The sequence below is a fragment of the Nitrosomonas communis genome (assembly GCF_001007935.1).
Classification (GTDB): Bacteria; Pseudomonadota; Gammaproteobacteria; order Burkholderiales; family Nitrosomonadaceae; genus Nitrosomonas; species Nitrosomonas communis.
Genome location: NZ_CP011451.1, coordinates 854399 through 867682, shown reverse-complemented (window position 1 = coordinate 867682; position 13284 = coordinate 854399). Strand labels below are relative to the sequence as shown.

Here is a 13284-nt window from a genome sequence, read left to right as displayed (position 1 = left end):
ACGGCTGATGGGGGCGTGATCTTGTTGTTTGCCCCCACTAAGCCTGTAAATTGAAGGGGAGGAGAGACAATGAGTGATACAACGGAAGCCGGACCATTAAAGGATTACCAGGCAAGATTGATCACACCCTTTGCTGTATTAGGTATCTGTACAGAAGAAGATTGGTTGACCGACATCGATTATCTCCCATTGGATATTCCTCCACTCGCCCCAGACAATCCGCTGGCAGAAGAAGTTTGTCGTCAACTGCTAGCTTATCAGGATGATCCGACTTTTGTTTTTGATCTTTCGCTTCATATCGCGGGAACTCCTCATCAAAAGCGGGTATGGGAAGTTATTCAGCAGATTCCATGTGGATCAACTCGTAGTTATGCCGATATTGCTTGTCAATTACATTCTGCGCCCCGTGCAGTGGGACAAGCATGTGGTGCCAATCGTCTTCCTATCATTGTGCCCTGTCATCGTGTCATCGCTAAAAACGGTGGTCTCGGAGGCTTCATGCACGCAAGCGATGGTATGCCACTTAATATCAAACGCTGGCTCCTTAACCATGAACGCGTATGAATTCATCTGAGATAAATGCAAAGTTATTAGATGAATTCACTGATGCACTATGGCTTGAAGATGGTTTATCCCGTAACACCCTGGCAAGCTATCGCAGTGATTTGGAGCAATTAGGTGCATGGTTAGCTAAACAAAGCCAACAAACACAATCGTTCATCGACGCAACCCATGCTGATTTATTGGCATTTCTAGCCAGCAGAGTTTCCTCTATGGCCAAAGCCAGTACTACGAGTCGCGAATTGTCAAGCATGAAGCGGTTTTATCGTTTCTTGCTGCGCCAGGGGAAGATCAGAATTGATCCTTCTCTCAACATCGAAAGCCCCAGATTACCACGCTCTCTACCTGAGAGCCTGACTGAGGCAGAAGTTGAAGCATTGCTCAGCGCACCGGATATTACGCAGCCATTGGGCCTGCGCGACCGTGCGATGCTGGAGGTGCTTTATGCGACAGGGCTACGTGTATCTGAACTTGTGGGCCTTAGAGTTGCTCAAGTCAGCTCGGATATGGGCATAGTACGTGTCATGGGTAAAGGTAGCAAGGAACGCTTGGTTCCTCTTGGTGAAGAAGCGCTTTACTGGGTGGATGATTATGTCAAAAAGGCTCGTCCATGCTTGTTGGATAACAAAGTGACCGACAAATTATTTGTGACAGCCCGCAGTGATACCATGACCCGTCAAACTTTCTGGCATCTCATTAAGCGTCATGCACAACAGGCTGGTATTGTTAAATCCCTATCACCCCATACCTTGCGCCATGCGTTTGCTACCCATCTTCTCAATCACGGTGCCGACCTGCGTGTTGTCCAGCTATTACTGGGGCACGCAGACATTTCTACTACACAGATTTATACCCATGTAGCCAGAGAAAGACTAAAGCAACTCCATGCTAAACATCATCCCCGAGGTTAGTATGTGCTTAATTCCATTTCTAAATCAAGCATGATGTAAAGGCGAGCCGCAGACAGTATCCATCATGCGGCAAGGTGAAGCTAACAAAGCCAGTTTTGATGCCGAAATGGAATAAATACCCAATATCAACTTCGTTTAGCCAGCAACAGAAAAATAGTCGTACTTATCAGTAGCAAAAAAGCCAAAAGTGACCAATCTGGAATAGTAAGAGACAGCAGTTGCCAGCTGACATCTGCGCAATCGCCATTCGCTTCAAACATACCAGGCCACCACTCTGCAATAGGTAATGCATTCAGAAAAGCTTCCTCTGGGCTGATACCGCACTCAAAGGATTCAGGATAACGTATCAGCCAGGCATGGCGACCTGCAATGATGGCACCCAGCAGAGCAAAGATAAGCATCAGACTGCCATATACTCTGCGCCCGATTTTTGGGGGGTTATGCAGGAAAGCTAATAGTGCAGTCAGCCCGACGCACCAATAAGCGATGCGTTGTGCTACACAAAGCGGGCATGGCAGTAAGCCTTCTACCCTTTGCAGAAAGAGCGCATAACCAATCAAGCCGGCGCAACTTAAAAAAATTAATAAGAAGATAATTCGCATCGATTGGCTTCTCTAAGACACTTTAGTTGAAGATGATTAAGGGTATTTGAGTAATGGATAATTTTATATAAATAATATTTCAAGATAAGGTGGTATCAGATTGCTGACAGTCAATGTTTTTAGTTTTCTTACGCATACTGCCACTGATTATTTTATATTCAAGTAGGCGGCATTCCAATGCACCATTAAACAAGGGAATACGGCGTGAGGCAGTCAACCGTATCAATTTGGGCAAGAGCGGATCGGCGGTAAAAATATAAGCATTCCAGCCCGGGAATTTCTTTTTCAGCACATCTCCTAGCTTGGGGTAAAGTTGTGCAAGCGCTTGTTGCTCGCCAATACGTACCCCATAAGGAGGATTAGTGACGAGGATTCCACTTGCGGCTGGCGCAGTGATTTCGAGCACATTGGCTTGCTTTAAGCTGACGACATCGATTAATCCAGCGGCAGTCAGATTATTGCGAGCATGAGCGAGTGCATAGCCGTATAAATCACTGCCAAAAATGGGTTGGGGAATATAAGGGAGTTGTTGATCCTGAGCTGATTGCTTGAGCTGTTGCCATAATGTTGCATCCAGTAATTTGAATTTTTCAAATGCGAAATGCCGTCCTGATCCCGGGGCAATGCGGCAGGCCATCTGAGCTGCTTCCATTAAAAATGTACCACTACCACACATCGGATCAAGTAACGGTATACCGGGTTGCCAGCCAGCAAGATATAAAATGCCTGCTGCCAAATTTTCACGTAAGGGCGCTTCTCCAGCATGTTGTCTTAAACCGCGTTTAAACAGCGCTTCACCTGAAGTATCCAGATAAAGGGTCAATATCTGGGCATCAAGAAAAGCGTGAATACGAATGGCAGGGTTGACGGTATCGACATTCGGGCGCTGACCACAAACGTTACGGAATTTGTCACAAATGGCATCTTTGATTCTGAGTGTGACGAAATCCAGGCTGCGCAATGGACATTTTATGGCGGCTAAATTGACTCGTATAGACAGTTCCGGGCCAAACCATTTATGCCACGGTAGCGCATGAGTGATGTCATAAATATTCGCCTCATTGTGGTAGGGTTGACTGGCAATTTGCCATAGAATTCGACTGGCGATACGGCTTTCTAGATTAGCACGATAACAAATACGCCAATCGCCTTGAAACGCAACACCACCGTGTAATGTTTGAATCGCTGCTGCACCGACTTGTGCCAACTCACTGGCGAGCACGGATTCAAGGCCGCGCGGGCAGGGTGCAAAAAAATGCTGAAATTTCATGGGGTAAATCAGTCAGCTGACGCTATTTTTTATTTTCCTGTCCATGCTGCATAGGCAAACAATAGCCATGCACTCATGTAAGAAAGACCTCCGAACGGCGCGATTACGCCCAGTCCACGTATTTCGGTGACGCTTATAATATAAAGCGTGCCGGAAAACAATACAATGCCAGTAACCATTAGCCAGCCTGATAATTTCAATAATCGCGATTGTGATAAATTGGTTAATAATCCCAACCCAACTAAGATAAGCCCTAACGCATGGTAAAAATGATATTGCACGCCGGTTTGAAAGATAACGAGCATATCGGTCGTCAATGTATGCTTTAAGCCATGCGCGCCTAAAGCACCGAAAAGTACGCACAAAAAAGCATTAATCGCACCAAGTGTGAGAAAGATTCTGGGCATTATCAGTTAAATTCCTTTTAAATTATTTATGAATAAGAGTGAGATAAAAATTTATCCACGAAGTCATTCCATTTCCAGATCAAACATGACGCGAAGACGAGCCGCAGGCAGGATCAATCATACGGCAAGTGAAGCCGACAAAGTCAATTTTGATTTAGAAAAGGGATAACGTTGCCAAAGTCTGCATCACTCTGATCAAATTGTCTATCAACACTTATTTTCCTGTCTCAGTTACCTTAGCTTGCGCCCATCCTTTAGCAAAAGTGATTCGGATATCATCCATCGCATGAATTTGTTGCCAATTATGCACAATATGACCATCAGTTGTATAAGTAATGCTATAACCACGCGCTAGTACCGCTTGCGGATTAAGATGTACCAGGTGTGCCTGTTGACGCTGAAGATTATTTTCCAACATTTGGATTTGATGTATGCCGGCACGGCGTAACCGAAGCGCCATATCATGTTGCTGCTTGAACAGAAAAGGAATATCTGGTGAGCTTGTGTGCATGCGCCGATTAAGCTCATTTAGCTTCCAGCAAAGTGTTTCCCTATATCTTAAGTAGGCATTTAACAGCCTTTCCTGCAAGTGATGAAGATGTTTTGCTTGATGGTAAATACGATCGCCGGGATGTTGCAGACGGTGCGTCAGCAAATCGGTCATTTGCATGCGTCGCTCAATGCTACGTTGTATGGCATGCTGCATGCGCTGACCTAAATGACGGAGGTGATTGGAAATCTCTTGAGCGTTTGGAGAAGCAATTTGTGCGGCGCCTGTAGGGGTAGGGGCGCGCACATCTGCGACAAAATCAGCAATAGTAAAGTCCGTTTCATGGCCAATACCCGTTACAATGGGAATGGAGCAAGCATAAATGGCTCGTGCGACAATTTCTTCATTGAATGCCCATAAATCTTCAATCGACCCGCCCCCACGGCAGAGGATCAGCACATCACATTCCATCCGTTTTATGGCTAAGTGGATGGCAGCGGCTATCTTGGCAGCGGCACTTTCTCCCTGCACCGGTGCAGGATAAATAATCACGGGCAATGCAGGCATTCGACGCTGCAATGTAGTTAACACATCATGTAATGCAGCAGTATTGAGCGAAGTAATAATGCCGATTTGCCTCGGGAAAGTAGGCAGTGCTTTTTTGTGAGTTGGGTGGAATAATCCTGCGTGTTCCAGCTTAGCTTTGAGCCGTTCAAACGCTTCATATAATAATCCTAGTCCGGCACGGCGAATGTTTTCAACATTAAGTTGGAATTCACCCCGTGCTTCATAAAGTGTTACCAAAGCGTGAACCTCTACTTGCATACCTTCTTTAGGTTGCCAGTTCAGATACTGATTTTTATGATGAAACATGACACAGCGTACCTGAGCGTTGGTATCTTTGAGAGAAAAATACCAATGACCAGAATGGTATTGCTTCAGATTGGAAATTTCACCACTTACCCATAAGAGCGGCAGGGCATGTTCTAGTAGCTCCCTTGCACTCCGATTTAATTCGGTGACACTTAATACGGATTGAAAGCCAATCGGCTGAAAGGAAAGATTCATTTCACTATTTTACAATAATTCATATTTATCCTAATTATTCTTTAGAAAGTGAAATGTCTTGTGGAAACAAGCATGATAATGCAACATATTGTTATTAAATATTTTTATTAAGTTCAGAAATTAAACAGATTTAAAAACAATCCTTTATAAGACTAATTTTTTACATTATTCATGGCTATAAACAAATTTATCCACAGAAGTTATAGGTAATTCCATTTCTAAATCAAACATGACGCGAAGGCGAGCTGGAGACAGTATCAATAATACGGGAAGGTGAAGCCGGCAAAGTCAGTTTTGATTTAGAAATGGAATAAGAAAGAATATTGATATTTTCTTGCTGAAAATACCTTGTCACGGTAAATTATGATTCGGTATATCTTTTTTACTCTTGATTTTTTATTATAGCGGGCATCTCGGATTAAACGTTCAGTACGCGAGTGTTCTTCACAATCCATCTGATTGACTCAACAAAGTATTCAGCAATTGCAAAATATATGAAATGCCACTATCTGGGGGATTAACGCGTGTTTTCAATTATTCAAGCTGCCGGTTGGCCGATATGGCCAATCATCTTTGCTTCCATTGTCGCAATTGCCATTATCGTCGAGCGTTTATGGAGTCTTCGTCTGAGTAAGGTCGCTCCCAGGGATTTACTGCCAAGCATATTAGAGGAATACAATAGAACAGGAACAAACGCAGAGATGTTGTCGCGCTTAGAGAACAACTCACCCTTGGGGCGCATTTTTGTAGTAGGGCTCAGAAATGTTGGTAATTCACGTGAAGTTATGAAAGAGTCCATTGAAGAAGCAGGGCGTAGCGTGGCACATGAGCTTGATCGCTATCTGACTACCTTGGGAACTATTGCTTCCTTGAGTCCGTTAATGGGATTATTCGGCACATTAATTGGTATGATCGAAATTTTTGGTTCCAATGCGTCTACAGGAAGTAATCCGGCACAACTCGCCCATGGTATATCGGTAGCATTGTATAATGCTGCCTTTGGCATACTTGTAGCGATACCCAGCATGATTTTTTATCGGCATTTTCGTGCCAAAGTAGATACTCTTGTCATGGAAATGGAATTGCAGGCTTTAAAGCTGGTTGAAGTTATCCATGGGGAACGTCAAATTTAAACAAGATAAACAATAGTAATTCCATTTCTGAATCAAACATGACGCGAAGGCAAGCCGCAGGCAGTATCAATCATACGGCAAGGTGAAGCCGACAAAGTCAGGTTTGATTTAGAAATGGAATAAGACCTGACATAAGCTAAATGTGACCAGCTTTTTTGGATGATCGTTTACCACAATATCTTATTGTGTATTTTACTATTTCTGTTTATATAAGTTGCGCTTTCCTGTCTAATATGTGATTTAAAGGAGTTGTTTTGTCAAATTATGGTTGTTCTCTTGTTACTGGGGGAGGGGGGTTTATTGGGACACATCTAGTAAGTCAGCTTCTGGAACAAGGTGAGACAGTAAAAGTATTGGAGCTTGAAGATGTCTCCCTACCGAATGACGTACAAGTAATACGAGGTTCTGTAACTGATGCTGATACGGTGCGACGTGCTTTAAAAGGTGTGCAACGTCTTTATCATCTGGCGGGAAACCCGGATTTATGGGCGCAAGACAAGCGCGTGTTCAAGCAAGTGAATTACGAGGGGACACGTACTGTGTTATCAGAGGCAGCGCAAGCGGATCTTGATGTTGTGGTATATACTTCTACTGAGTCAATATTGACTGGCAAGAAACAAGGAGATCGCCCTATTGATTCATCAATCCAGCGAGAGCTGCATGAAATGCCTGGACCTTATTGTCGTTCAAAATTTCTTGCGGAACAAATAGCTTTTGACGCTACAAGAAAGGGATTGCCAGTAGTGATTGTTTCTCCGACATTACCCATAGGGCCTGGCGATCGCAGGATTACACCTCCCACGCGTATGATTCTGAATTTTTTAAATTGTAAAATGCCTGCTTATCTTGATTGTAAGTTTAATATGGTTGATGTGCGGGATGTAGCGAAAGGGCATATTCTGGCAGCTCAGTATGGCCGTCCAGGAGAGCGTTATATTCTGGGCAATGAGAATCTGACTTTGGGGGAGTTACTGCTAATGATTGAAGATATTACTGGATTGGCTATGCCAAAATTTCGCATTCCTCATTGGGTCGCTCTCATTGTGGGAGCGCTATCTGAATTGTCAGCGGATTATATTACGCGTAAACCTCCCAAGGCTCCATTGACGGGGGTCAGACTTGCAGCTCGTTCCATGTTTTTCGAAAGTAATAAAGCCGTGAAAGAATTGGGTTTCCAGCAAAGCTCAATACGACAGGCCCTGATTGACCAGATTGAATGGCTGGTTAAAGAAGGGTACGTGACGAGTACTTTAACACTACATAAGAATATGTGATGCATCATGTTTATAGAATTCTGTTTAGCCTTTTCTATCCAGTATCTTAGTGGCTATAGAGGCTTATCATTTTAACAAGATAAAAGGCTGACTTTGGATATGAGACAAAATCATTTAGTTATTATCTTGTTGTCTTTTCTGGTGATGGTCTGTACAGGTTGTACATCTACACCAAAAAATGAAAATGAGATGGATATGGCCGATCCTCATGAATCCTTTAATCGTAAATCTTATTGGTTTACGGACGTGATTGATCGGAATATTTTGGAGCCAGTGGCAGATGTTTATATAGAGCATGTGCCTGTTGCTGTACAGCGTCCTATTGGGAATTTTTATCGCAACCTCGCTTATCCGAATGTTGCCTTGAATGCTTTCCTGCAGGGGAAAATACGTCAGGGATTTGAGGACAGTCTGCGTTTCGCGATTAATTCAACCATTGGTATATTCGGGCTCGCTGATATGGCGGGTCATATGGGTTTCAAGGAGCATGATGAGGATTTTGGGCAGACATTGGGCGTATGGGGGTTAAATAGTGGTTCTTATATATTTGTTCCCGTATATGGACCAAGCAGTCAGCGAGATATAGCGGATTTGCCTGTCAGTTTATTTACTGATGCTTTGTTTTATGCGAGTTATGCCATCAGTGGACCCATAATGATTCCCCTTGTATTTCTAAGAGTGGTAGATAAGCGCGCAAGACTTTCAGGACCAATGAAAATTCGTGATCAATCGGCTTTGGATCCGTACTTGTTTGTACGCGAAGCCTATACACAGCAACGGGAATTCCTGATCCATGATGGTAACCCTCCCACCGATCGTTACAATCATCTTTATATCGATATAGAAGAAGTGGATGATGATGAGAATGATGAAAAGAGTGATGATGAGAATGATAAAAAGAGGAATAAAGTTACTGAATAAATCAGTTTCAGGTGTGGTAGATCTTTATAGCGGTTCTTTTTTGTTGTGAGGTAGCAACTGGATATCAGAATTTTGTATTTAAGTTGAATAACAAAAAAGAGAGGTTCATAAAATAATTATATTTCAATATGTTGAATAGAGGTTTCTAATGTTTATGTCTAGAATGTCACAACAGGTCTTTGCCTTTATAAACATAAAAAGGACAGCCCTGATGGGTCAATGGCTGAAATCAGGCAATTTGACTATAGACGAAATGAATACATCCAAGCTGAATAACGCCATTTCTTCAGCACGCAACGCATTATATTCTGTACAAGAAAAAAATGGTCACTGGTGTTTTCCATTAGAAGCAGATTGTACGATTCCTGCAGAATACATCCTGATGATGCATTTTATGGATGAAGTCGATACCGTTCTCGAATACAAGTTAGCTCGCTTTATTCGTGAGCAACAAAATATGACCCACGGTGGCTGGGCGCTTTATTATGGCGGCGCATTTGATCAAAGCTGTAGTATCAAGGCTTATTATGCACTGAAGCTTGTGGGAGATTCTTCCGATGCTCCGCACATGGTGCGTGCTCGCTCTGCTATTCTGTCGCATGGTGGGGCGGCGCGCGCCAATGTGTTTACTCGACTATTGCTTGCCATGTATGGCCAGATACCGTGGCGAGGTGTTCCATTTGTTCCTGCAGAGATTATTTTGTTCCCGCGCTGGTTTCTTTTCCATCTTAGCAAAGTGGCGTATTGGTCGCGTACTGTCATGATTCCACTTTCTATTCTCTGCTCTTTAAAAGCCAAGGCGGCTAATCCAAGAAATATCCATGTTAGGGAGTTATTCACGGTTCCACCCGAAGAAGAACAGGATTATTTCCCAGTCCGTACTCCGCTTAATCGATTTTTTTTGTATATGGAGCGCTTGGGCTCAAAGCTTGAACCGCTGATTCCAACCTTTGTACGGAAAAAAGCATTACATCGTGCAGAACAATGGGTGATCGAGCGTCTTAATGGGGAATGTGGTTTAGGAGCCATTTTTCCAGCTATGGTCAATGCCTATGAGGCTCTGGCGCTGCTCGGCTATGCCTATGATCATCCCTATCGCCAGCAATGCCGCTTAGCACTTCAGGGATTGCTGGTTGATGAAGGTGAGCGTGCATGGTGTCAGCCTTGCACCTCTCCAGTTTGGGATACTGTTTTGGCCTGTCTTGCTTTACAGGAGGATCGCGATGCTGATCAACGACCAGTTCGACGAGCCCTTGACTGGCTCATTACTCATCAAATACTGGACGCCCCAGGTGATTGGCGTGAGCGACGGCCAGATGTACCGGGCGGTGGCTGGGCATTTCAATATGCTAATCCGCATTATCCGGATCTGGATGATACCGCTGCGGCCGCCTGGGCGTTGCATCAAGCTGGCTCCGCTGATTATCAAGAAAATGTACAGCGTGCAGCCAACTGGCTTGCTGGTATGCAATCTAGTAATGGTGGCTTTGCCGCTTTCGATATTGATAATACTTATTATTATCTCAATGAGGTGCCTTTTGCAGACCACGGTGCTTTGCTTGACCCACCCTCTAGCGACGTGACCGCTCGATGTGCCGGTTTTCTGGCAATGTATGGCGATCAGCAACATACGCAGGCAGTGGAACGTGGTCTGGCCTATCTATTTAGCGAACAAGAATCCAGTGGTGCTTGGTTTGGTCGATGGGGCAGCAATTATATTTATGGCACTTGGTCGGTATTAGAAGCCATGCGGCTGGCAAATGTTGACAAGGAGCATCCGGCCATCCGTCGTGCGGTAGAGTGGTTAAAATCTGTTCAGCGGGATGATGGTGGCTGGGGCGAAACCAATGATACGTATTTTGATCCTCAGCGCGCCGGACAATTTGAGCAGAGTACCTCATTTCAGACAGCTTGGGCATTACTTGGTCTGATGGCTGCTGGAGAAATACACAGCCAGACAGTTGAGAAAGGAATTAATTATTTGCTTAAGACGCAGAATACTGATGGATTATGGTACGAACCATGGTTCACGGCACCAGGTTTTCCGCGTGTGTTTTATTTGAAATATCACGGTTATTCAAAGTATTTTCCCTTGTGGGCGTTGATACGATATCGTGCGCTGACTGGGAGAAACCCCTCGTGAGCTTAGTAGGCATTGTCACCGCAATGCGCGCAGAAGCGAAATGCATCACGCCACGCCGGCTTCCTTTCAATGAAATGGTTCGGCTCAGAGAAGGAACGGCAATCTGGGTATGTGGTATAGGAAGCGAGGCTGCCCGGCAGGCTGCAGCGGGATTGCGTGACAGAGGAGTATCAGCTCTTGTGAGCTTTGGCGTAGCAGGTGCATTGGATGAGACTTTGCGTCCTGGTGATCTGGTTCTTCCTGAACGTGTCCATACAGAGTATGCTCACCCTGTTGCCTTGGAATGGCGTAATCGCATCATAAAGCATCTACCCAAGCACGTGAAAGTCGCGGGAGGTACCTTAGCTACCAGTCAGCAGGTATTGACTTCGAAAGATGAGAAACGGAGATTTTCTGCAAAAAATGGCGCCTGTGCGGTCGACATGGAAAGTGGCGCTATTGCCGAGATCGCGGTCAATGCTGGAATACCCTTTGTAGCAGTACGTGCTATTACCGATCCTCTCGAATTTTCGCCTCCACCCATCTTAATGAGTGCAGTCTATCCTGATGGCAGTGTCAACATGCTCTACTTGCTAGAGTTGATTTTGCGCCGATCCGTTAATGTGGGTACTTTGCTGCGTCTTGCGCCGAGTATGCGTGCAGCTTGTGCTACGCTGCTGTCGGTAGTAAAACATGCGGATATCGAATTAGGGGGTACATTCTCACCTCAATATTGAACTAAAAACCCACCGTTGATTGTTTGATTGGAAAGTTGGCTCAGGATATAGCGGTATCTTCAAGATTTTCTCATTCACTAGAATGGGATGCGGTCGCTACCAAGTGTACCGTAGCCGCACTTCAATTACCGTACCCTCCACCGCGATCAATGGCGGGTTTTTGGTTGATTTATTTCACAACAATCGCCTTTTATCCCCTCGGGTGAACCCTATTAGCGGTTGGTTGATTCCTCTGCCATAAGCGATCGCCTTGAATAATTCACCCATTTCAGCTGGACTGACTAATCTTTGTAATTGATTGGCCAATGGCAAATATTGATGGGGAATGTCAGCGGGTGTTCGAGATAGGACCTCAGTAATACCGCAATTGATTAACAAGTTTGCTTGAGTGGTATAGCCAAGTAACTATTGAACTAAAAACCCACCGTTGATTGTTTGATTGGAAAGTTGGCTCAGGATATAGCGGTATCTTCAAGATTTTCTCATTCACTAGAATGGGATGCGGTCGCTACCAAGTGTACCGTAGCCGCACTTCAATTACCGTACCCTCCACCGCGATCAATGGCGGGTTTTTGGTTGATTTATTTCACAACAATCGCCTTTTATCCCCTCGGGTGAACCCTATTAGCGGTTGGTTGATTCCTCTGCCATAAGCGATCGCCTTGAATAATTCACCCATTTCAGCTGGACTGACTAATCTTTGTAATTGATTGGCCAATGGCAAATATTGATGGGGAATGTCAGCGGGTGTTCGAGATAGGACCTCAGTAATACCGCAATTGATTAACAAGTTTGCTTGAGTGGTATAGCCAAGTAACTGCAGATCGCTCGCTAATGCAACCTCATTGATCGCGCTAAAATTAACGTGGCTGGTAATATCCTGCAATCCAGGTAAGTAAAAGGGGTCATCGTGAACATGGTGGCGATAATGACACATCAGGGTGCCCTGGTTGCGCTGCGGATGATAATATTCGCTTTGCCCGAAGCCATAGTCAATCAGCAGAATCATGCCTCGGTGAAGTATCTGCGCCAGGCTGCGCATGAAATGTCGATTAGCTAGACTGATTTCACTGAGGTAGCGGAAGGGATCGTGATTCATTGCCTCTTTAAATGGAGGTAACGCTTGTGCAATTTCAAATAGCTCTCCAGCAATCAAAGGGCGATCCTGCCATTCAAAATTCTGTTGATCCCAGGTAACACCGCGTTCGTAGAGATGATGGTCTTGCCATATTACTAAATGAACCGGCATCGCATCGAGCACTTCATTGGCCAGTATAAGTCCGTTAAATTCATGTGGTAAGCTGGTAAGCCATTGAACTAATGAAATAAGATGCGGCGCACATTTTTCGAATAGTTCGCGTTGCCGCTGCTGTAAATCAGCGCTAACTTCCAAAATAAAGTATTGTCGTGGTAAATGGTTCAATTGCTCTAGTTCAAGCAGTAGATCGAGTGCCAGTTTGCCAGAACCTGCGCCAAACTCCAGAATATCGCTATAACCGATCAGTTCGAATACCTGAACAGCTTGCTGTGCCATGGTTTTACCAAATAATGAAGAAATTTCCGGTGCTGTGACAAAGTCGCCGGCATAACCCAATTTGGTAGCGCCAGCGCTGTAATAGCCCATGCCAGGTGTGTAGAGGGTAGCTTCCATAAAATCAGCAAATGAAATCCAACCACCTGCGGCATTAATTCTTGCCTGGATAGTGTTTTGTAACGCTTTACTATGCTGAAGCCCGGCTTCGCTGGGGGGAGGTAAAGTAATAGAAGGCATATAAGTAGAACGGCCTT

Annotated in this window: 12 protein-coding genes; 7 read left to right on the top strand and 5 right to left on the bottom strand. The window is 44.6% G+C overall.

Annotation, left to right across the window (positions count from 1 at the left end):
- The first annotated feature begins 69 nt into the window (after nucleotides 1-69).
- Nucleotides 70-564 carry a methylated-DNA--[protein]-cysteine S-methyltransferase gene (locus AAW31_RS03805; protein WP_046849229.1) on the top strand — a complete coding sequence of 165 codons (495 nt, stop codon included), beginning with the start codon at nucleotides 70-72 and terminating at the stop codon, nucleotides 562-564.
- Nucleotides 561-1472, top strand: coding sequence for a site-specific tyrosine recombinase XerD (xerD, locus tag AAW31_RS03800; protein ID WP_046849228.1), 912 nt, complete (start codon nucleotides 561-563; stop codon nucleotides 1470-1472). The genes AAW31_RS03805 and xerD overlap by 4 nt, the downstream gene beginning before the upstream one ends.
- 125 nt (nucleotides 1473-1597) lie before the next feature.
- Here the strand turns inward: xerD and AAW31_RS03795 are convergent, their stop codons facing one another.
- The 4 genes from AAW31_RS03795 to xseA form a co-directional block, all read right to left on the bottom strand.
- A complete protein-coding gene (locus AAW31_RS03795) occupies nucleotides 1598-2074 on the bottom strand; it encodes a disulfide bond formation protein B (RefSeq protein WP_046849227.1) in 477 nt (158 codons plus the stop codon).
- A 79-nt stretch (nucleotides 2075-2153) separates the two neighbouring features.
- Nucleotides 2154-3344 carry a THUMP domain-containing class I SAM-dependent RNA methyltransferase gene (locus AAW31_RS03790; protein ID WP_046849226.1) on the bottom strand — a complete coding sequence of 397 codons (1191 nt, stop codon included), beginning with the start codon at nucleotides 3342-3344 and terminating at the stop codon, nucleotides 2154-2156.
- A gap of 29 nt (nucleotides 3345-3373) precedes the next feature.
- Complete coding sequence (locus tag AAW31_RS03785) at nucleotides 3374-3751, bottom strand: DUF423 domain-containing protein (RefSeq protein ID WP_046849225.1); 378 nt, start codon at nucleotides 3749-3751, stop codon at nucleotides 3374-3376.
- 214 nt (nucleotides 3752-3965) lie between these two features.
- Complete coding sequence (gene xseA, locus AAW31_RS03780; protein ID WP_046849224.1) at nucleotides 3966-5309, bottom strand: exodeoxyribonuclease VII large subunit; 1344 nt, start codon at nucleotides 5307-5309, stop codon at nucleotides 3966-3968.
- A 524-nt stretch (nucleotides 5310-5833) separates the two neighbouring features.
- Here xseA and AAW31_RS03775 point away from each other — a divergent pair.
- The 5 genes from AAW31_RS03775 (at nucleotide 5834) to AAW31_RS03755 (ending at nucleotide 11496) form a co-directional block, all read left to right on the top strand.
- Entirely contained in the window at nucleotides 5834-6442 is a 609-nt protein-coding gene (locus AAW31_RS03775) for a MotA/TolQ/ExbB proton channel family protein (protein ID WP_046849223.1), read from the top strand.
- Between the two features lie 254 nt (nucleotides 6443-6696).
- Nucleotides 6697-7716: a hopanoid-associated sugar epimerase gene (hpnA, locus tag AAW31_RS03770; RefSeq protein ID WP_046849222.1), complete on the top strand. Its 1020-nt coding sequence runs from the start codon at nucleotides 6697-6699 to the stop codon at nucleotides 7714-7716.
- 99 nt (nucleotides 7717-7815) lie between these two features.
- Nucleotides 7816-8637, top strand: coding sequence for an MlaA family lipoprotein (locus AAW31_RS03765; RefSeq protein WP_144412834.1), 822 nt, complete (start codon nucleotides 7816-7818; stop codon nucleotides 8635-8637).
- 211 nt (nucleotides 8638-8848) lie between these two features.
- Nucleotides 8849-10780 carry a squalene--hopene cyclase gene (shc, locus tag AAW31_RS03760; protein ID WP_046849221.1) on the top strand — a complete coding sequence of 644 codons (1932 nt, stop codon included), beginning with the start codon at nucleotides 8849-8851 and terminating at the stop codon, nucleotides 10778-10780.
- The gene (locus AAW31_RS03755; RefSeq protein WP_046849220.1) at nucleotides 10777-11496 is read left to right on the top strand and encodes a phosphorylase family protein; all 720 of its coding nucleotides are present in this window, start codon (nucleotides 10777-10779) and stop codon (nucleotides 11494-11496) included. Before shc ends, AAW31_RS03755 begins: the two co-directional genes overlap by 4 nt.
- Nucleotides 11497-12082: 586 nt before the next feature.
- On the opposite strand, the gene AAW31_RS03750 is transcribed toward AAW31_RS03755, so the two are convergent.
- On the bottom strand, nucleotides 12083-13267 hold the full coding sequence (locus AAW31_RS03750) for a class I SAM-dependent methyltransferase (RefSeq protein ID WP_046849219.1): 1185 nt from the start codon (nucleotides 13265-13267) through the stop codon (nucleotides 12083-12085).
- Between the last annotated feature and the right edge of the window lie 17 nt (nucleotides 13268-13284).